The organism is Methylobacillus sp. MM3 (assembly GCF_001645185.1).
GTDB lineage: Bacteria > Pseudomonadota > Gammaproteobacteria > Burkholderiales > Methylophilaceae > MM2.
The window spans coordinates 257220-277159 of the sequence record NZ_LXTQ01000011.1 but is presented as its reverse complement, the minus strand read 5'-3'; the positions used below and the strand labels follow the sequence as shown (position 1 = coordinate 277159).

Here is a 19940-nt window from a genome sequence, read left to right as displayed (position 1 = left end):
GAGGACATTGAGAAAACCAGGCATTCTCTATGCTCTCCCGTGCGTTCCGTGGTGAAAAGCTTTTATTCCAAATCCAGCGGTATTTCGTGCTGCGGAAAATGCTCCAGCGGAGGCAGTTCCGACAGCGAACGCAAATTCAGGTCGTCCAGAAACGTCTTGGTCGTCGCCAGCAACGACGGCCTTCCCGGCACTTCACGGTGGCCGACGACGTCTATCCATCCCCGCTCCTGCAGCGTGCGGATAATGTTGGGGTTCACCGCGACGCCGCGAATTTCCTCAATGTCGCCACGCGTTACCGGCTGCCGGTAGGCAATGATCGCCAGCGTTTCCAGCACCGCGCGCGAATATCGCTGCGGCCTTTCAGGATTGAGCCGTGCCAGATACGGCCAATATTCGGCGCGCGCCTGGAAACGCCAGCCGCTCGCCACCTGCGCCAACTCCAGCGTGCGGCCCTGCCAGTCGGTTTTCAGCTCATCCAGCAGCATGCGCAGCGTGGTGCGATCCATGCGGTCTTCAAACAGCCGCAACAGGTCATCCAGCGACAACGGCTCGCGGCTCGTCAGCAACGCGGCTTCCAGCACATTCTTCAGGTGGCGGATATTGCCGGTTTCAACGGAGGCCATCGCTTGCCTGCACGTATATCGGGGTAAACGCCGCTTGCTGCGTCAGCCTGACCAAGCCTTCGCGCGCCAACTCCAGAATCGCCAGAAAACACACCACCAGTTTGGGAATGCCTTCCTTCAAATCAAACAATGCAACGAATTCCAGCAAGGGTTCGGCGTTCAGTTTTCGCAGGATCATGCTCATGTGCTCGCGCACCGAAAGCTCCTCGCGACTCACCTTGTGATGCGTGAAATGGCTGGCGCGCTTCAGCACGTCCTGCCATGCGGCGAAGAGTTCATCCATCGCCACGCCGGGTAATTGCTGTTGCGGAATATGCTCGTAATAGGCCTGCGCCACCAGCATCTCGCGCCCCACTTGCGGCATATCGTCCAGCCTTTGCGCAGCCAGCTTGATCGCTTCGTACTCCAGCAGGCGCCGCACCAGTTCGGCGCGCGGATCGTCTTCCTGCTCGATTTCCGCCGGCTTGGGCAACAACATGCGCGACTTGATCTCGATCAGCATCGCCGACATCAGCAGATAATCCGCAGCCAGCTCCAGCTTGCCCGCACCCATCCTCTCGATGTAATCCATGTACTGCTGCGTCAGGTCCGCCATCGGGATATCGAGAATATCCAGATTGTGCTTGCGAATCAGATACAACAACAGGTCGAGCGGGCCTTCAAAACTTTCCAGATAAATTTCCAGCGCGTCCGGCGGAATATAGAGATCCTGTGGCAGTTCCGCCAGGAGTTCGCCATGGATGCGAGCACTGGCGGCGGGAATCATCAGTTGTAGCCCAACCCCATCGCCTCGCGCACGTCGCGCATGGTTTCCCGCGCCATTTTGCGCGCTTTTTCGCAGCCATCGGCAACAATGTTTTTCACCAGTGTCGGGTCTGCCGCATATTCGGCGGCACGCTCCTGGATCGGTTTCAGCTCGACCAGCACAGCGTCGATGACCGGCTGCTTGCACTCGATACAGCCGATGGAGGCGCCACGGCAACCCTGCTGCACCCAGTCGCGGGTGTTGTCATCGGAATAGACCTCATGCAGCTGGTACACCGGGCATTTGGTCGGCTCGCCCGGGTCGGTACGGCGCACGCGCGCCGGGTCGGTCGGCATGGTACGGATTTTCTTTGAAATCGTGTCCGGGTCTTCACGCAGCGAAATGGTGTTGTTGTAGGACTTGGACATTTTCTGCCCGTCCAGCCCCGGCATGCGCGAGGCCGGGGTCAGCTTGGCTTCCGGTTCAACCAGAATCATCTTGCCGCCGCCTTCGAGGTAGCCCAGCAGGCGCTCGCGGTCGCCCAGCGACAGACCCTGGTGCTCTTCGATCATGGCCTGTGCCGACAGCAGCGCCTCTTCATCGCCGGATTCCTGATAACGGGTACGCAGTTCGTCGTAAAGCATGCCGCGCTTGCCGCCCAGCTTCTTGATCGCGGCCTCGGCCTTCTCCTCGTAGCCTGGTTCGCGGCCATAAATGTGGTTGAAGCGGCGTGCGATTTCGCGCGTGAATTCGATATGCGGCACCTGGTCCTCGCCCACCGGCACCTGGGTGGCGCGGTATATCAGGATGTCTGCGCTTTGCAGCAGCGGATAGCCGAGGAAGCCGTAGGTGGACAAATCCTTGCTGGAGAGCTTTTCCTGCTGGTCCTTGTAGGTCGGCACGCGTTCCAGCCAGCCCAGCGGCGTGATCATCGACAGCAGCGTGTGCAGTTCGGCATGCTCAGGCACGCGCGACTGGATGAAAATGGTAGCGCTGGCGGGGTCCACGCCGGCGGCAAGCCAGTCGATGACCATTTCCCAGACGTTTTCCTCGATCACATGCGGTGTGTCGTAGTGCGTGGTGAGCGCGTGCCAGTCGGCAACGAAGAACAGGCATTCCTGTTCGTGCTGGAGCTTGAGCCAGTTCTTGAGGACGCCATGATAGTGTCCCAGATGCAGGTTACCGGTGGGGCGCATGCCCGATAAAACGCGCTCTACAGCCATGATTCAGATTTGCCTTTTAGTTTTAAGAAAATAGCCACGAAATCGCCGCCATGGCGGCATTCACGAACGGCCACAGGATTTTACCGAGGATGCCGGTAAATAACAGCACTATCAGTATGATGAATCCGTAGCGCTCCAGTTTGGCAAATTGCCAGGCATATGGATGCGGCAACAGGCTGACCGCGATGCGCCCGCCATCTAATGGCGGCAACGGCAACAGATTGAGCACCATCAGTACCACGTTGATCATGATGCCGGCCTTTGCCATCAGCGCCATCGGCAGCACGAAGCTTTCGGGCATCGTGGCGGCCATCTTGTAGACCACGGCCCAGAACAGGGCCATCACCAGATTGGAACCGGGCCCGGCAGCGGCAACCCACAACATATCGCGCTTGGGGTGGCGCAAACGGCTGAAATCGACCGGAACGGGCTTGGCCCATCCAAACAGGATGCCTCCGACCAGCATGCTCAACAAGGGCACCAGCACGGTACCAATGGGGTCGATGTGCTTCAGCGGATTGAGCGTGATGCGCCCTGCTGCTGCGGCCGTCATGTCGCCGAAATGGCGGGCGGCATAGCCGTGCGCAGCCTCGTGCACGGTGATTGCGAAGATCACCGGCAAGGCATAAATCGAAATCTGCTGTATCAGGCTTAATTCCATATCACTCCAATCCAAAACGGGCAGGATCGCCCTTGCCGCGACGTATCAGTTGCGGCACCTCCCCGGTCAGATCGATCACCGTCGTCGGCAGCACGTCGCAAGCTCCCGCATCGATGACCAGGTCCACCAGTTTTTCCAGTCGGTCGCGTATCTCCCAAGCCTCGCTCAGCGGCGTTTCGTCGCCGGGCAGCATCAAGGTCATGCTGAGCAGCGGCTCGTTCAGCTCTTCCAGCAGCGCCAGCGTCACCGCGTGATCCGGCACGCGCAATCCTATGGTGCTGCGCTTGGGATGCTGCAAGCGGCGCGGGACTTCGCGGCTCGCTTGCAAAATAAAAGTATAGCTGCCCGGGGTGTTGGCCTTGAGCAGGCGAAACTGGCTATTATCCACTTTCGCATACACGGCAATTTCCGCCAGATTACGGCAAACCAGCGTGAAATGGTGACTCTCGTCCACGCCGCGTATTGTCCGGATACGTTCCTGAGCATTCTTGTCGCCCAGGGCGCAACCCAGCGCATAGCTGGAGTCCGTCGGGTAGGCGACCACGCCGCCGCTACGGAAAATCTCCACGGCCTGACGAATCAGCCGGGACTGCGGGCTTTCGGGATGTATCGAAAAAAACTGGGCCATTTAGTGAATAGCTTCTGCTTCCGGCCAATCTTGCCACACAGGAACGCAACCGGGCGGCAAATCCGGAAGTCGCCCCATATCCATGTAGCCATGCCCGGGTCCGTGGTAATCGGAACCCAGCGATGCAAGAAAACCGAACTGGTGCGCGAGACGCGCGAAATGACCGTATTGCTCGGGCGTATGGCTGCCGGTCACGACTTCGATACCGGCGCCGCCCAATTCGCGGAATTCCGCCAGCAATGTCGCCATGTTGGTACGGCCGAGATCGTAGCGTCCCGGGTGTGCCAATACCGCAACGCCACCACTGCCGGTGATCCAGCCGATGGCTCCGTCCAGCTCTGCCCAACGGTGCTCGAAATAGCCCGGCTTGCCCTTGACCAGATATTTCTTGAACACTGCGGAAATGTCTTTCGCATGCCCGGTTTCAACCAGAAAGCGAGCAAAGTGCGAGCGGCTGATGATGCCGCGTTTGGCATAGCTGTAAGCACCTTCCAGGCTGCCGGTAATGCCGATTTCATCGAGACCGGCGGCCATGCCTTCGGCACGCGCATGACGCCCGGCGCGTATCGCCTCCAATCCTTTCACCAGGGGCTCGTGTGCAGGCGAAACCTTGAGTCCGACGACATGAATGGTGCGTTTATGCCAGGTGACGGAAACTTCGACCCCATTAATGAATGCGATATTGTGACGTGCAGCAACCTCGGCCGCTTCGGCCAGTCCGCCGATATCGTCGTGATCGGTCAACGCCAGCACGCGCACGCCCTGAGCCGCGGCATGCTCGACGAGCTGGGTCGGCGTAAGTGTGCCGTCGGAAACAATGGAATGACTGTGAAGGTCAAAAGGGGAAGGCATAGGATCGCGTACATGAACCGCTCTTGTGAGCCAAGCAGAATCATAGCAAAATAGCAGCCCGACCGATACGTTAGCTAGCCCCTCTCCCACGTGAAATTCCTATTTGATCTGTTCCCCGTCATCCTGTTCTTCATCGTTTTCAAGACGATGGGCATTTATGCTGCGACGACTGCCGCCATCGCTGCCACGCTGGCGCAGATCGGCTGGGTGAAATACAGGCATGGCAAGGTGGATGGCATGCTCATCGCCAGCGGCGTGATCATCGTCGTTTTCGGCGGCGCGACCCTGCTGCTGCACAACGAAGCCTTCATCAAGTGGAAGCCGACCGTGCTGTACTGGATGTTTGCTATTGTGCTCTTTGCCGCCGAGATGTTCTGGAACAAAAACCTCATCCGCGCTGTCATGGATAAACAGCTTGTGCTGCCCGAACCGGTCTGGCGCAAACTGAACCACGCCTGGGCAGGCTTTTTTGCAATAATGGGCCTGCTCAATCTTTATGTGGCTTTTAACTTCGCCACGGAAACTTGGGTCAATTTCAAGCTTTTCGGCACGATGGGGCTGATGCTGGTCTTTGTTGTGCTGCAGAGCCTGTTCCTGGGCAAATACATGAAGGAACCGGAATAATGCTCTACGCCATTATCGGCACGGATCATCCCAATAGCCTGGAAAAGCGCATGGCCAACCGGCCTGAGCATCTCGCACGGCTGAAGCAGTTGCAGGAGGAAGGTCGCCTGCTGTTGGCAGGGCCGTTTCCTGCCATCGACAGCGTCGACCCCGGCCCAGCCGGATTCAGCGGCAGTCTCATCGTCGCCGAATTCCCTTCGCTGGCCGAAGCCAAGGCGTGGGCAGAGTCCGACTCTTTCGTCACCGGCGGCGTGTTTTCCGGCATTACCGTGCAACCTTTCCGTAAAACCCTGCCCGCTTGAACCATTCCGATCTACAGGACGAAATTCGCCGCCGTCTGACAGCGCTGGAGCCGCAATTGCTCGAAATTGTGGACGACAGCGCACAGCATGCCGGCCATGCCGGCAACAAAGGCGGCGGACATTTCACGCTTACGGTGGTCAGCTCGCATTTTTCCGGCAAATCGCAGATAATGCGCCATCGCATAATTTACCAGGCGCTTCAAGAACTTATCCCATCGCGCATTCATGCATTGAGCATATCCGCTTACGCTCCTGAAGATCGTTAACTACCATTCCATCCCATCCTCATTACAAGGAATCCTGATGAATCTGACACAAAAAACCTTGCTGGCCATCGCTTTCGGCCTGCTGCTCCCTTCCGCGCAAGCCGCCGACGCCAATGTCGCCACCGTCAACGGCAAACCCATCAAGCAATCCCTCGTGGACTACATCGCCAAGGATGCTACCGCGCGCGGCCAGAACGTTGACGCGAACGTTCGCAGCGTTATCGTCAACAAGCTGATCAGCAGCGAACTGGTCGTGCAGGAAGCCCAGAAGCAGGGAATGGACAAGCAACCCGATTATGTTGCCAAGGAAGAACTGCTGCGCCGCGAACTGCTGGTCAATACCTATATCGAGAACTTCCTGAAGAAAACCACCGTCAGCGAAGCCGACCTCAAGGCCGAATATGACAAATTCAAACAGCAGGTCGGCGACAAGGAGTACAGCGCACGCCATATCCTGGTTGCAACCGAGGCCGAAGCCAAGGACATCATCGCTCAACTCGGCAAGGGCGGCGATTTCGCCAAGCTGGCAAAAGAAAAATCCAAGGATACCGGCTCCAAGGACAAGGGCGGCGAACTGGGCTGGTTCCCCCCGGCTGCTATGGTCAAGCCGTTCAGCGACGCGCTCGGCACCCTGAAAAAAGGCCAGATTACCCAATCCCCAGTGCAAACCCAGTTCGGCTGGCACGTCATCAAGCTGGACGACACCCGTACCGCCCAACCGCCCGCCTATGACAAGGTCAAGGACAATCTGAAGAAACAGGTTCAGCAACGCAATCTGGAAAAGATGCTGAGCGACCTGCGCGCAAAAGCCAAGGTTGTCGCCAACTAAGCTTTGCGTATGGCAAGCTCCAGCGGCGCCGTCAAGGCGCCGTTTTTATTTCAGGAGCACCGGTCAAAGCCCTTGCACCTCAAGATGGTTATGCAATAATAAGAACAATTCTTATTTACTTGCGCCATTGCCATGTTAACCCTCAGCCTGGACAGCCTGAAACCCGGAGAGTCTGCGACCATCCACGCCATTACGGCGGAAGAAGGCCTGCATCAGCGACTCAATGCCCTGGGCTTCCGCATTGGAAAGCGCATCGAACTGATACGCCGCGCCCGCTTCCATGGCCCGCTACACGTGCGCATCGGCACGACCGATGTCATACTGCGCAGCGCCGAAGCTCATCGCATCCAGATTTCGCAGGATTCAGCCACTCCACACAACTGAGCTGCTCCGCCAGCTGCGCCGAACATACACTTAATGAAATTAATCGCACTCCTGGGCATGCCCAATACGGGCAAATCGACCCTGTTCAACCGCATCAGCGGCGCCTCGGCCCGCGTGGGCAACTGGCCCGGCATTACCGTGGACCTGATGAGCGCCAAGATATTGCTTGGCGGCCATATCGCAGAACTGATCGACCTGCCGGGCATTTACGACTTGCACGGTTTCTCCGACGACGAGCAAGTCGTGCGGCACTTTCTTGAAAACAACGAGATCGACCTGGTCATCCTCGTGCTCAATACATCGCAGGTGGATCGCCAGTTGTCGCTAGGCTTGCAGGTGCGCGACCTCGGCTTGCCCACGGTATTGATGCTCAATATGGTCGACGAGGCCAAGCGCGGCGGCATTACCGTCGACCCCGCCATCATGTCGCAACACCTCGGCACACCGGTGGCGATGCTGAGCGCCAAATACGGCGAGGGATTCCAGCAGGCGCTGCAACTGGCAGCGCAAACCATGAACAACGCTACCGCCCACCCCGCTCCCGAAGAATTGCGCGCGCAGCTCGACTCGGACGACAAAATCGAGCGTCAGATGGAAGAAATCGTCAAAGCCGCGGTGCAGATGCCGGTGCAACTGACGGATGCGCTTACGTCCAGGCTGGACAAGCTTTTGCTACATCCCTGGCTGGGATTGCCGATCTTCTTTGCCGCGCTTTACCTGCTTTTCCAGTTGATCTTTACCGTCGGCGCCCCGTTGCAGGACGGAGTAGCCTGGTTGCTGGATCATGGCCGCAGCGACCTGCTGGAGCCGATGATGGCCTCCTGGCCGGGATGGCTGCATGGCCTGCTGCTGGACGGCATATACAATGGCGTCGGTACCGTGGCAGCTTTTGTGCCTATCATTATCCTGTTCTTCCTGGTGATGACGCTGGTCGAAGACAGCGGCTATCTTTCCCGTGCAGCTTTCCTGATGGATGCGCTGATGGCGAAGATGGGCCTGGACGGCCGCGGTTTCGTGATGCTGCTGATGGGCTTCGGTTGCAACGTGCCCGCGCTGATGGGCACGCGCGTGATGCGTAATCGCGCTTCGCGCCTGCTGACCATGCTGGTCATCCCTTTCTCGCTCTGCTCGGCACGCTTGCAGGTGTTCGTCTTCATGACCGCCGTGCTGTTCACGCCGCAGCAGGCGCCGCTGGTGCTGTTCTCAATGTACCTGATGAGCTTTGCCGTGACGTTCCTGAGCGCCTTGCTGTTCAAGAGCCAGTTCCACAGCAACGAGCCCTTCATACTGGAACTGCCGCCCTATCGCTTTCCTACCCCCCGCCAGATCGTCCTGCGCGGCTGGCAGGAGGTCGGGCACTTCCTCAACCGTGCATCCAAATTCATCATTGCCGGCGTGGTGCTGGTCTGGGCGCTCACCAATTACCCGAGCGGCACCGCTCCTGCCAGCATTGATACTTATGCCGGCATGATAGGCCAGGTGCTTTCGCCGGTATTGACGCCCATAGGCATCGATGCCCAGCTCGCGATTGCGCTGATTTTCGGGTTTGTAGCAAAGGAAATCGTGGTGGGCTCGCTCGCCGTGATCTACGGCTTGCAAGGAGATGAACTGATGCAGCTGATGGCGCAGCGACTGGATTGGGTGCAAGGGATGAGCTTCATGCTGTTCACGCTGATCTACACCCCGTGCCTCTCGACCATCGCCACGCTCAAGACAGAATCCCGCAGTTCCGGGTTCATGTGGCTTTCCATCGGCTGGTCGTTGCTGCTGGCCTGGATGGTAAGCTTCGCCTTTTACCAAGGCGCGCGCGCCCTGGGGTTCTGAAGAAAACGTTACGGTTCAGGGCTGCCTTCACCCGGCCCTGAACATGAAATACACCGCCCCCATCAAACACAGTCCCGCCCATAAATAGTCCAGCTTGATGGGCTCTTGCATGTAAAACACGGCAAAAGGGATAAACACGGCCAGCGTGATCACTTCCTGCATGATCTTGAGCTGGGCGAGACTCACCGTGGTATAGCCGATACGATTGCCAGGTACCTGCAGAAAATATTCGAAAAGCGCGATACCCCAGCTTGCCAGCGCAGCGATCCACCAGGGTTTGTCGTTGAGATTCTTGAGGTGCGCGTACCAGGCGAATGTCATGAATACATTCGACATGACGAGCAATCCGGCGGCCTGCATCCAGGGAGGCAAGGATAGCAGACTACTCATACGCGGAATTCAGGGTGATGACGTTGCAGCAGCCCGAAGGCGAGCGCAAGATTGCCATGCGCCCGCCAGTTGCTGCTCTTGAGACGTAAATCAGACAGCGGCTTCGCCGGTCTCGCCGGTACGGATGCGGATCACCTGCTCCACCGGGGTAACGAATATCTTGCCGTCGCCGATCTTGCCGGTACGCGCGGATTTGACGATGGCTTCGATGCAGGCATCCAGCAGGTTGTCCGCCACCACCAGTTCCATCTTGATCTTGGGAAGAAAATCGACCACGTACTCTGCGCCGCGGTAGAGCTCGGTATGCCCTTTCTGGCGGCCGAATCCCTTTACCTCGGTTACCGTCAGCCCGGCAACGCCGATCTCGGAGAGCGCTTCGCGCACTTCATCCAGCTTGAATGGCTTGATGACGGCCTCAATTTTTTTCATGGTATTTCTCCTCCTTCAGAATTCGAATTTATATTTCGATGTTATCGGATAACGCCGGTCCTTGCCAAATCCGCGGTGCGTGATGCGCACGCCGACCGGTGCCTGGCGGCGCTTGTATTCGTTGCGGTCGATCAATGTCACGACCCGGCGGATATCCTCCGTCCGGAAACCCATCGCGGCAATTTCCGCCGGGCTTCTGTCGTATTCGACGTACGCTTCCATGATCGCATCCAGGATTTCGTAGGGTGGCAGCGAATCCTGGTCGGTCTGATCGTGCCGCAACTCCGCCGATGGAGCGCGGGTAATGATGCGCATCGGAATGATGGGCGCAACAGAGTTACGGTAATGCGAGAGCCGGTAGACCATGGTTTTGGGCACGTCTTTCAATACCGAGAACCCGCCAGCCATATCGCCATAAAGTGTTGAATATCCCACGCCCATTTCACTCTTGTTGCCGGTGGTCAGCACAATGGAGCCGAACTTGTTCGAGAGCGCCATCAGCAAGGTGCCGCGTATGCGTGCCTGCAGATTCTCTTCGGCGAGATCGAACGGAAGGCCCTCGAACTCCCCAGCCAGGGAATCGAGAAATGTTTCGAACAGATGTTCGATCGGCAATTCGGTGTAATGCACGCCCAGGTTTTCCGCCATTTGTGCAGCATCGTTCTGGCTGATGTCAGCGGTGAAGCGCGAGGGCATCATGACGGCACGTACGCGCTCCGCGCCCAATGCATCCACGGCAATCGCCAGTGTCAGCGCGGAATCGATACCGCCGGACAACCCCAGAACCACGCCGGGAAAACCGTTCTTGACGATGTAGTCATGCACGCCAAGGCATAACGCCTTGTATACGGCCGCTTCCAGAGGCTCTTCGGGAATCACTTCGGCCGGCAGCGGCTCGGCGCCGTCGAACTCAACGAGCCCGAAAGCTTCCTCGAACGCGGGCATCTGCATCATCAGAAGCCCTTCGCGGTTCAATACAAAGGAGGCGCCGTCGAACACCAGCTCATCCTGACCGCCGATCAGATTGGCGTAAACAATGGGCAAGCCAGTCTCACGCACGCGTTCGCGCAGCACCTCGTAACGCGTCAGCTGCTTTTCGAGGTGATACGGCGAGGCATTCAAGGCCAGCAGCAATTGAGCGCCGGCTCTGCGGGCGCGTATTGCCGGCTCCTGCTCCCAGACATCGGCACAAATAACGACGCCGATTCTGACGCCTTCGTGCTCGAAAACCAGCGGCTCGTCGCCCGGCTCAAAATATCGAACTTCATCGAAAACGCTATAATTTGGCAGCTTCTGTTTGTGATAAGTCGCGAATATCCTGCCTTCGCGAATCACGGAGGCGGCATTGAAATGCTTGCCATCCTGCTGTGCCGGATGCCCGACGATCAATGTGAGGCCCGCCGGGACCGATGCTGCCAATGAGCCGAGCGCGGTGTCGCATGCCTGGTAAAAATCTTCGCGCAGCAGCAGGTCTTCAGCCGGATATCCGGCGAGAGCGAGCTCGGGCGTCAGCAAGAGTGTGGCGCCAGCTTCACTGGCACGTCGACAGCTTTCCAAGATTCTAAATGCATTGCCGGCAAGATCACCGACAGTGCAATTGATTTGCGCTATCGCAAGTTTCATAAGGGAAATCAGCTACGGTCGTGGCCGGGTTTGCAGGCAGTGAGGCGACTCAATAGCTGCCGCCCGCATCCTTGATCATCTTGACGATGTCCTTCTCGCCATTTTTCATCGCATACACCAATGCGGTCAGCCCGTAGCCATCCTTGGCCTTGACATTGATGCGTTTGGCTAGCAGCAGGCCCACCATCTCCTTGGAGCCATTTTCGACGGCAAGATGCAGCAGGGATTCGTCATTAGTATCCTTGATGTTGACATCGGCGCCCTTGTCGATGAGCAATTCAGCGACTTCCACGCGACCTTTCTTGACCGCCCAGCTCAGCGCCGTCCAGCGCGTATGATCCTGATCGCCGACCTTGGCTCCTGCATCGAGCAGCGCCCTCACCGCATCCAGATTGCCTTCGCGCGCCGCATACATGAGGGCCGTCATCTTGTTGCGATCGCGTGCGGATACGTCGGCCCCGCTGTCCAGCAAAGTCTGGAGGGTTGGAAGCTGGCCGCTTTTCGCGGCGAACATCAGCACTGTCCTGCCGTCGTCGCTACGCGCGTTCGGATTGACCCCGGCCTTGATCAGCAGGCTGACTACCTCGTTGAAACCGGAAGTGGTTGCAAGGCCGAGCGCACTCCAGCCAGCCTGGTCGCGCACGGAGGTATCGGCGCCTTTTTCCAGCAACACGCGCACGGTATCGACAAAATTCTTCTTTGCGGCATACATCAGCGCCGTCCAGCCGTCGCCGTCCTTGGCGTTGACGTCCGCCCCCTTCTCCAGCAATACCTGCGCAACCTCGGCATTGCCCTTGCGCGCCGCATACATCAACGCGGTGATGCCTTCCGAATCCCTGGTGTTGGCGCTGGCGCCACTGTCGAGGATGGCGCGTACCATGGCTACGTCGCCGCGTGCGGAAGCCGCCAGAAGGTACGGCACATCTTCGGCCGCCATGGAGACCATGGGCAACAACGACAACAGAAGCAGGAGGCTACGCAGGATGAACTTCATTAGTTATTGTCCTTTTGCTTTAATGGCGGCCAGCACGGCTTCGCCCAGCCCGGCCGGAGAACTGGCGACGACCACGCCGGCCTTTTCCAGCGCCAGCATCTTGTCTTCCGCACGGCCGCTGCCGCCGGAAATGATCGCGCCGGCATGTCCCATGCGCTTGCCCTTGGGGGCGGTCTGACCGGCAATATAACCTGCGACGGGTTTCTTGACGTTGGATTTGATGAACTCCGCTGCAGCCTCCTCATCCGCGCCGCCGATTTCGCCCACCATGATGATGGCTTCGGTTTCCGGATCGGCCTCGAACATTTCCAGACACTCGATAAAATTGAGGCCTTTGATCGGATCGCCGCCGATACCGACGCAGGTGGTCTGTCCGAGGCCAAGCTGCGTGGTCTGGTGCACCGCTTCATAGGTGAGCGTACCGGAGCGCGACACGATGCCGACCTTGCCGCGCTTGTGAATCGATCCCGGCATGATACCGATCTTGCACTCGTCCGGCGTGATTACGCCCGGGCAATTGGGGCCGACCAGTCTGGCGCCGTTGGCGACCAGCGCCGCCTTGACGTTGAGCATGTCCAGCACCGGAATGCCCTCGGTAATGCAGACGATCAGTTCTATGCCGGCATCCGCCGCTTCGACGATGGAATCCGCGGCAAATGCCGGCGGAACGTATATCACGGATGCTTGGGCGCCGGTGGTCTTGACCGCATCGCGCATGGTGTTGAACACCTGCAGGTTCAGATGCATCTGCCCGCCCTTGCCTGGCGTGACACCGCCAACCATCTGCGTGCCGTAGGCCAGTGCCTGTTCGGAGTGGAAAGTGCCTTGCTTGCCGGTGAAACCCTGGCACAGCACCTTGGTATTTTTATTGATCAGTATGCTCATGTGATTCCTTATGCCACGGCAGCCACGGCTTGCTTGGCCGCATCGGTCAATCCATCGGCGGAAATGATGGACAGTCCGCTTTCGCGCAGCATTTTTTTGCCCAATTCAACGTTCGTGCCCTCGAGACGCACGACGACCGGAACCTGAACGCCGACTTCCTTCACGGCGGTAATGATGCCTTCCGCGATGATGTCGCAGCGCATGATGCCGCCGAAAATATTGACCAGGATCGCCTTGACGTTGCTGTCGGCGAGGATGATCTTGAAGGCGCGCGCCACGGTTTCCGCCGTCGCGCCACCGCCCACGTCGAGAAAGTTGGCCGGCATGCCACCGTGCAGCTTGATCAGGTCCATGGTCGCCATTGCGAGACCGGCACCGTTGACCATGCAGCCGATGTTGCCGTTCAGGGCAATGTAGTTGAGTCCGCTGGCGTGCGCCTCGGCTTCCTTGGGATCGTCCTGGCTCCAGTCGCGCAGCTCTGCCAGGCCTTTCTGGCGATAGAGCGCGTTGTCGTCCACGCTCATCTTGCAATCAAGTGCGACCAGCGTGCCGGACTCGGTCACTACCAGCGGATTGATTTCCAGCAGCGCGAGATCGTTTTCCTTGAACAGGCGATAAAGGCCTTTCAGCAGCTTGGTGAAGGCACCGATCTGCTCGCCGGCGAGCCCGAGCGCGAAAGCGAGATTGCGCGCCTGGTAATCCACCAGGCCGAGCAAAGGATCGCACACTTCGCGCAGGATTTTCTCCGGCGTTTCATGGGCGATTTCTTCGATTTCCATGCCGCCTGCTGCCGAAGCCACGACGACGACGCGCTCGACCGAACGATCCACCAGCAGCGAAAGATAAAGCTCGCGCGCGATGGGCAGAGTTTCCTCGATCAACAGGCGATGCACCGGCTGACCGTCGGGTGCATTCTGCTGCGTGACGAGGTGATTGCCCAACAGGTGAGTAGCGAGATTCTGCAGCTCATCGTGCGAGCGGGTCACCTTGACGCCGCCCGCCTTGCCGCGCCCGCCGGCGTGAATCTGCGCCTTGGCAACCCAGGCGGAACTGCCCAGCTCGCGCGAAGCGGCAACAGCCGACTCCGCATCATTCGCCACGATGCCGCGCGGCGTCGGCAGGCCATATTGTTGCAACAAATGCTTGGCCTGATACTCATGCAAATTCATGGTGATTCCAAAGACAGGGGAAATGCTGCAATTTTGGCGGAAAACCCCCGAATAAGCCAGTACTGGCGCATCGTTAAAACGTGATCTCCGGGCGCGATGCTATAATCGCGGCTCATTTTTCGCCAATTTTCCTATGCGTCTCGTGATCCAGGGGCAGAACCTGCTGCCCGAACATCTTGCCCATCTCTCCACCCTTAACGGCCAACGGGTTTTTCGTCCACTGACAAGCCACGCCTATGTGCTGTCGGACACCGCTCCCAATCCGGAAATTTCGGCCTATTGCGAGACCCACAAGATCGACTGTGCCTTCGTGAAAGACGAGCATACGCTGGACGATATCGGGCTGGTGGTGATGGACATGGATTCCACGCTGATCAATATCGAATGCATAGACGAAATCGCCGACATGCAAGGCCTCAAGCCGCAGGTTGCGGCGATCACTGAAAGCGCGATGCGCGGCGAGATCGAGTTCGCCGAAAGCCTGCGCCGCCGGGTTACGCTCCTGGCCGGACTGGATGATTCGGCATTGCAGCGCGTCTATGACGAGCGCTTGCAACTCAATCCGGGGGCACTCACGCTGCTCGAAGCACTCAGGGCACGCGGCATCAAGACCCTGCTGGTCTCCGGCGGATTTACTTTCTTTACAGAGCGGCTGAAACAGCGGGTCGGGCTGGATTACGCCCATGCCAACGTACTGGAAATCATCGATGGCAAGCTGACCGGTCGCGTGTTAGGGGATGTGCTGGATGCACAAGGCAAGGCGGACTGGCTGAATCGCATACGTGCTGAACTCGGGCTCAGTTCCGAGCAAGTAGTCGCCATCGGCGATGGTGCCAACGACCTGAAGATGATGGCCGCAGCCGGCATTGGCATCGCGTACCACGCTAAACCCGTAGTACGCGCGCAGGCAACTTACGCCATCAGCAACACCGGACTGGACGGTGCGCTCAACCTGCTTTCACCCGCTTAAAAAGCCTTGACCGAGGTGCGGCCGTCAATCTCGTCAGCTGCGGTATTCATGCTACGACCATAGGCATCCTGGCCGCTGAACTGGAATAGCAAGTGCTTGGGATCTATGGTGGCATTGCCGGTACTGTTCTGGCTAACCATGAACGTCACTGTGGCCTGCATGGTGGTTCTGTTGTAAACGACTGAAAGCGGCCGCTTGGCAATCTGCACCTCGGTGGTGGTCACGAAACCGGTGGGACTATTGTTGTAGTAGCCGCCGGCAGTGCTTTTCGCGCGTGAAATCGTCCAATTGCTCAATTGAGCGATAGACGTGTTGTCCATCTGGGTGCTGAACTGGATGTTGACTGAAAAGGTTTTGCTTGATCCGGGCGCAGTCAAATTGACCGGGTCGAGCATCCACAGCTGCGTGCCGGGCCCCAGGCTCAGATTGAAGCCGCTATTGGAGCCATCCACAAACAGAATCTTCGGCCGATTGATTTCAAAACTGAGGTCTGTGGTCAATGCCGAGCGCGCGCCCTTCAAAATCTGCAGTTGTCGGTTTGCTTCATCATCCTGACCAAGATGCGTGTAAGCCACGCCCAATTCATAGTTAGCCTCGTAGAACTTGGGCTTGAGCGACAATGCGGTTTTCAGTTCCTGCACCGATTCCTCGTATCTGCCCTGCTTGTTGTGCAAGGCACCCAGCGCATAGTAAACGTTGCCATCGGTCGGTACCATGCGCTGCACCTTGCGGAACTGCGCCTCCGCCTCCTGCAGACGGTCCGTTTGGACATACTGAATGCCCAGGGTATATTCGGGCAAGGGATTCCTGGGGTCCAGCCTGGCAGCGGACTTGAAGGTGATCTCTGCCTCATTGTAGCGTTTGCCTTGCAGGTAGGCATTACCTAGTTTGATCTGGAAATCGGAAGAAGTCGGATCGAGTTTGACCAGGTCCTTGAACGCCTTGACGGCTTCATCCACATTGCCCATCGAGAGATTGATATTCCCGATATAGGTGAGTGCCGTGGTGTTCTGAGGGTCGGAAGCAAGAGCCTGCCTAAAGCTAGTGATGGCCTCCTTCAGGTTATTGCTCTGCATTTGCTGAGCAGCTCGCTGCAGCGCATATTGCGCCAACTGCGAGCGCTGGGCGGACCGATCCTGTCCTATGACATCAAATATGTTGCCGCTGACGGAAAAAGGATCGGAAGCCATAATTGGTTAAGGAGCGACAGCCGAATTGCTAACGGGCTGCAAACCTGCGGCAATATTCCGATTGATGGCAATCAGGATATCGAGTTTGGCCGGTTCGGGATAGCTGATGGCCTCGAAGGTGCGCTTGTCAACGAACGCAGAGAGGGAAAGCAGATTGCGCTTGATTTCTGCGGGAATCGGGTTGTCCTTGTTCGCCATCTCGGCCTGGAACACCGTCCACAGGCGCAGGTTGTAACGCAGACTCTCGTCCAGCATGGCTTCCCGTTCCGGCGCATCCCAGTTCTGCTGCACGGCCGCCATGCGGGCCGCAGACTTGATCAACAGGCTGGCTTCGAGCGCGCGCCCATCCAGGGTAGCGCTTTCAACAGCTTGATAGGCTTTAAGCGGATTGTTGAACATGCTTGATTAACTCCTGTTCGAAATTCACCAGTTTGCGTGCACACTTCATGGCCTGATAATACCTGCCACAAGCCAGGTCATTGTTGATTTCGGCAATGTAATCCACCGTCGCCGGCGCTGCCACCAGTATCTCCTCGATCAACCGCTGGTAATTGCGCTGGTAGGCAGACAGATTGTTCCTGTCCATATACATCAATTGCACGCACAGATACACCTGCTTGCATGCGGAATCGGCTTCTTGCTCGGTCAATACATCTTTCTCTCGCAAAAGTGGAACATCGTTCAGAATGCTCAGCTCTGCAGAATTATCACCATTCTGGACAACCGCGCCCCCAATAAAGACTTTCTCATTGGGTTTCAGAGTTAACTTTAGCGCCATTGCCAGACCTTACAATTGAGCAAGTACGTCGGAAGCACCCGCGATCGGCAGGGACTTGCCATTCAGCTGACCGGCTACGGCAACGCTGATTTCCTGCGCCTGCGGCTCTTCAGGTGGGCGCGGCAGACCCTCGCTCGCATTTTCCGCAGTGCGCTGCAATTGCTGCTCCAGCGCCTCACGCGCAGTATTCACATCGTCGCGTATGACCTGCACCGCTTCGCCAAAGGCCAGCACCGCTGCATCGCTGGGCACTTGGGCATCAATGGGCGGGAACTCGGTCTCTTGCGGATAAAACACTGGCTCATAGTCTGGGGCTACAGGTGGAACCACCAAAGACTGCATCTCTTTTCGCAACCCATCTATGCTATTGATGTATTGCACCCGCTCTTCGTTCCCGGCCGGAAACGGTGGGTAGTTTTTTACCGCGCCGACCAGGGCCGCCATACCAGTCAGCAACTCATCTGCACGATCGAGCCCTTTGTTTGCATCCCTCACAGCTTGCGCAGCTCGAACGCTATCCTCCTTGCGATCCGTCAAAGTCGCGACGGATTCGGAAGACGAATTGATACTGACGGTTTCCTGTTGTTCGGACAAACCATTTTTCTGCCCATTCACACCCGGCGCAGTCTGCACACCTGATTCAGCAGGCGATGCAAGAGCGACTGAAGCCAAACCCGAAGGGTATCCCATGGTTGCCACATTTAATTCGCTGACCATGTCATTCTCCCAATGAAAGACCGGGGCGAGTCGAATTCGACCACCCCGGCAACATCATCAGTGTCCTTTCAACTCTCTTATTATTAGAAGAGTCTCAGGATACCTTGGGCTGCCTGAGAGGCCAGGGAGAGAGAAGTCGTACCCAGCTGATTACGCGTTTGCAGCATCAGCATGTTGGCGCCTTCTTCATTCTGGTCGGCCAGCGTCAGGTTGTCCGCGCCTGCCAGCTCGATATTCACCATTTCGTTGGTGAAATCCAGACGGGCGTTGACGATGGACAGGTTGCTCGACAGCTTGGTGGACTGCGCTTCCAGCACGGAGAGTGCAGCGGTAATACCGTTGCTGATCGCGGTCAGATTTTCAGCAATCGAGAAGCCTGCAGCAGTACCATCAGCGGATTGGAACAACGAAATCGTAGCAGCGGAACCACCAGCCACGTTAGCAGCCAGAAGGCTGAAACCGCCAGCCGTAGCAGCCAGAGAGCCAATCTGATCCGCGTCCAGCAGCATGCTGAACTGCGCATCGAAGCCTTGCAATGTCAGCTTGTTGGTGCCGGATTCGTTAAAGATGACGTCCAGACTAACGGCCGTACCGCCCAAGAAGTTAGTACCCTTGTACTTGGAGTCTTCAATCAAGTCATTGATTTCGCCAACGATGGTATCGAACTGCGAATACAGGGTGGAGTAGCTTGTGGAGGATGCCGTGGATGCCGTTGCGATAATACCGTTGGCACTTTCAAGCAGAGACTTGATACCTTCGATACCGGCATTGGTTGCCTTGATCGCCTGCACTGCTTCCGTCATGCCGTCCTTGCGGTTGGTCAGGTTGTTGGCACGGGTAGTGTGAGCAGCGGCACTAAAGAAGTTGGTCGGATTATCCAGCGCGGTGTTGACCTTCTTGCCGGTAGCCAGACGCTCTTGCGTACGATCCAGCAGATTGTTGGTGGCTTGCAGCGTGGTCAGGTTGGACCGCATTGCGGCGGTCAGCGTTACAGAGGTATTAGCCATTTCTTGCTCCTAATTCTTAAGAATGAATACGAGAAATTCTTTCCCGCTCACATGGGCTATCACGCCCACCACTCATTTTCGGCAGTGCTTTCTCGAACTTTAGGGAGAACGGCAAATTATTCTGAAATTTTTTTCAGCGCCGCCAAATGCCCGATGCGGCGGCGTTTCGGACAGTCAATCGAGGGCTTTGGCATCATCCAGCAAACGCCCCATGGCCTTCATCAGCTGCCCGGGATTCCGCTGGAGCAGGTCCGCATAGTTTTGCTTGGCCTCTTCGAAGTCGTGCTTGTTTTTGACCGCCTTCTCATAGCAAAGCAATGCTTCGTCGATCTGGCCTTCGATTTCCAGAATCACGCCCAGGTTGTTATAAGGGTGAGGATCGATGGGATCAATGTCGATCGCCTGCCGCAGGCAGCGCTTGGCCTCATCCAGGTCACCCTTGCCCGCCAGCGCCACAGCAAGATTATTGATCGCGCTCAGAAAGTCGGGTTCCAGCTCCAATGCGCGACGATACGCAGCGATAGCCTCGTCCCCACGCCCCAGCATCCGCAACGCCTCGCCCAGATCGTTCCAGGCCAACGCATTTTCGGCATCCGCCTCGGTAGCCTGACGCAACCAGCGCTCGCCATCATTCACATCCCCGCATGCCACGTGCAGTACACCCATTCCATGCAGAGCCGGAGAGTATCCTGGTACTTGCAGAAGTGCTTCCTGGAATATTGTCTGTGCAGTATCGGTATCGCCGTTCATCAGGCAGGTATGCGCCTGCTCGATACGCTTGTTAAGCCTTACTCGCTCTAGAGGATCGATTTTCATGATTGCTCCCG

25 protein-coding genes are annotated in these 19940 nt (G+C 57.5%); 7 read left to right on the top strand and 18 right to left on the bottom strand.

The window, feature by feature from the left end; all coding sequences use genetic code 11:
* Positions 1–62: 62 nt before the first annotated feature.
* The 6 genes from scpB to A7976_RS05590 are packed head-to-tail and all read right to left on the bottom strand — an operon-like array spanning position 63 to position 4732.
* Entirely contained in the window at positions 63–623 is a 561-nt protein-coding gene (scpB, locus tag A7976_RS05615; protein ID WP_067108382.1) for an SMC-Scp complex subunit ScpB, read from the bottom strand.
* The gene (locus tag A7976_RS05610; protein WP_067108379.1) at positions 610–1389 is read right to left on the bottom strand and encodes a ScpA family protein; all 780 of its coding nucleotides are present in this window, start codon (positions 1387–1389) and stop codon (positions 610–612) included. Before A7976_RS05610 ends, scpB begins: the two co-directional genes overlap by 14 nt.
* A complete protein-coding gene (locus A7976_RS05605) occupies positions 1389–2591 on the bottom strand; it encodes a tryptophan--tRNA ligase (RefSeq protein ID WP_067108376.1) in 1203 nt (400 codons plus the stop codon). Before A7976_RS05605 ends, A7976_RS05610 begins: the two co-directional genes overlap by 1 nt.
* Before the next feature lie 22 nt (positions 2592–2613).
* Entirely contained in the window at positions 2614–3252 is a 639-nt protein-coding gene (locus A7976_RS05600) for a site-2 protease family protein (protein WP_067108374.1), read from the bottom strand.
* 1 nt (position 3253) lies between these two features.
* Positions 3254–3880: an L-threonylcarbamoyladenylate synthase gene (locus A7976_RS05595; protein WP_067108371.1), complete on the bottom strand. Its 627-nt coding sequence runs from the start codon at positions 3878–3880 to the stop codon at positions 3254–3256.
* Positions 3881–4732 (bottom strand): 3',5'-nucleoside bisphosphate phosphatase, encoded by an 852-nt coding sequence (locus A7976_RS05590; RefSeq protein ID WP_067108368.1) that lies wholly within the window; start codon positions 4730–4732, stop codon positions 3881–3883. It lies immediately after the preceding gene.
* A 90-nt stretch (positions 4733–4822) separates the two neighbouring features.
* Between A7976_RS05590 and A7976_RS05585 the strand changes: the two genes are divergently transcribed.
* The 6 genes from A7976_RS05585 (at position 4823) to feoB (ending at position 8961) form a co-directional block, all read left to right on the top strand.
* Positions 4823–5356: a septation protein A gene (locus A7976_RS05585; protein ID WP_067108366.1), complete on the top strand. Its 534-nt coding sequence runs from the start codon at positions 4823–4825 to the stop codon at positions 5354–5356.
* Positions 5356–5658 carry a YciI family protein gene (locus A7976_RS05580; RefSeq protein ID WP_067108363.1) on the top strand — a complete coding sequence of 101 codons (303 nt, stop codon included), beginning with the start codon at positions 5356–5358 and terminating at the stop codon, positions 5656–5658. Before A7976_RS05585 ends, A7976_RS05580 begins: the two co-directional genes overlap by 1 nt.
* On the top strand, positions 5655–5924 hold the full coding sequence (locus tag A7976_RS05575; RefSeq protein WP_067108360.1) for a BolA family transcriptional regulator: 270 nt from the start codon (positions 5655–5657) through the stop codon (positions 5922–5924). Before A7976_RS05580 ends, A7976_RS05575 begins: the two co-directional genes overlap by 4 nt.
* Positions 5925–5961: 37 nt before the next feature.
* On the top strand, positions 5962–6753 hold the full coding sequence (locus A7976_RS05570; RefSeq protein WP_067108357.1) for a peptidylprolyl isomerase: 792 nt from the start codon (positions 5962–5964) through the stop codon (positions 6751–6753).
* 132 nt (positions 6754–6885) lie between these two features.
* A complete protein-coding gene (locus tag A7976_RS05565) occupies positions 6886–7137 on the top strand; it encodes a FeoA family protein (RefSeq protein WP_067108354.1) in 252 nt (83 codons plus the stop codon).
* A gap of 33 nt (positions 7138–7170) precedes the next feature.
* Complete coding sequence (feoB, locus tag A7976_RS05560) at positions 7171–8961, top strand: ferrous iron transport protein B (protein ID WP_067108351.1); 1791 nt, start codon at positions 7171–7173, stop codon at positions 8959–8961.
* Between the two features lie 27 nt (positions 8962–8988).
* Here feoB and A7976_RS05555 read toward each other — a convergent pair whose 3' ends face one another.
* From A7976_RS05555 to sucC, 6 genes are all read right to left on the bottom strand, one after another.
* Positions 8989–9351, bottom strand: a complete 363-nt coding sequence (locus A7976_RS05555; RefSeq protein ID WP_205633455.1) for a DMT family protein — start codon at positions 9349–9351, stop codon at positions 8989–8991.
* Positions 9352–9441: 90 nt separating this feature from the next.
* Entirely contained in the window at positions 9442–9780 is a 339-nt protein-coding gene (locus tag A7976_RS05550; RefSeq protein ID WP_067108348.1) for a P-II family nitrogen regulator, read from the bottom strand.
* A 15-nt stretch (positions 9781–9795) separates the two neighbouring features.
* Complete coding sequence (locus A7976_RS05545) at positions 9796–11403, bottom strand: NAD+ synthase (protein WP_067108346.1); 1608 nt, start codon at positions 11401–11403, stop codon at positions 9796–9798.
* A 49-nt stretch (positions 11404–11452) separates the two neighbouring features.
* Complete coding sequence (locus A7976_RS05540; RefSeq protein WP_067108343.1) at positions 11453–12397, bottom strand: ankyrin repeat domain-containing protein; 945 nt, start codon at positions 12395–12397, stop codon at positions 11453–11455.
* Between the two features lie 3 nt (positions 12398–12400).
* On the bottom strand, positions 12401–13282 hold the full coding sequence (gene sucD / locus A7976_RS05535) for a succinate--CoA ligase subunit alpha (protein WP_067108340.1): 882 nt from the start codon (positions 13280–13282) through the stop codon (positions 12401–12403).
* A gap of 8 nt (positions 13283–13290) precedes the next feature.
* Positions 13291–14451: an ADP-forming succinate--CoA ligase subunit beta gene (gene sucC / locus A7976_RS05530; RefSeq protein ID WP_067108337.1), complete on the bottom strand. Its 1161-nt coding sequence runs from the start codon at positions 14449–14451 to the stop codon at positions 13291–13293.
* Positions 14452–14584: 133 nt separating this feature from the next.
* Between sucC and serB the strand changes: the two genes are divergently transcribed.
* Complete coding sequence (gene serB, locus A7976_RS05525) at positions 14585–15421, top strand: phosphoserine phosphatase SerB (protein WP_067108334.1); 837 nt, start codon at positions 14585–14587, stop codon at positions 15419–15421.
* Here serB and A7976_RS05520 read toward each other — a convergent pair.
* From A7976_RS05520 to A7976_RS05495, 6 genes are all read right to left on the bottom strand, one after another.
* Positions 15418–16611 (bottom strand): lipopolysaccharide assembly protein LapB, encoded by a 1194-nt coding sequence (locus tag A7976_RS05520; protein WP_067108331.1) that lies wholly within the window; start codon positions 16609–16611, stop codon positions 15418–15420. The genes serB and A7976_RS05520 overlap by 4 nt on opposite strands.
* Positions 16612–16617: 6 nt before the next feature.
* On the bottom strand, positions 16618–17010 hold the full coding sequence (flaF, locus tag A7976_RS05515) for a flagellar biosynthesis regulator FlaF (protein ID WP_067108328.1): 393 nt from the start codon (positions 17008–17010) through the stop codon (positions 16618–16620).
* Complete coding sequence (locus A7976_RS05510; RefSeq protein WP_067108326.1) at positions 16991–17389, bottom strand: flagellar biosynthesis repressor FlbT; 399 nt, start codon at positions 17387–17389, stop codon at positions 16991–16993. The genes flaF and A7976_RS05510 overlap by 20 nt, the downstream gene beginning before the upstream one ends.
* Positions 17390–17398: 9 nt before the next feature.
* A complete protein-coding gene (locus tag A7976_RS05505; protein ID WP_067108323.1) occupies positions 17399–18106 on the bottom strand; it encodes a hypothetical protein in 708 nt (235 codons plus the stop codon).
* 83 nt (positions 18107–18189) lie between these two features.
* Positions 18190–19113 carry a hypothetical protein gene (locus tag A7976_RS05500; protein ID WP_067108321.1) on the bottom strand — a complete coding sequence of 308 codons (924 nt, stop codon included), beginning with the start codon at positions 19111–19113 and terminating at the stop codon, positions 18190–18192.
* 174 nt (positions 19114–19287) lie between these two features.
* Positions 19288–19929, bottom strand: a complete 642-nt coding sequence (locus tag A7976_RS05495) for a tetratricopeptide repeat protein (RefSeq protein ID WP_082878006.1) — start codon at positions 19927–19929, stop codon at positions 19288–19290.
* Positions 19930–19940 lie beyond the last annotated feature (11 nt).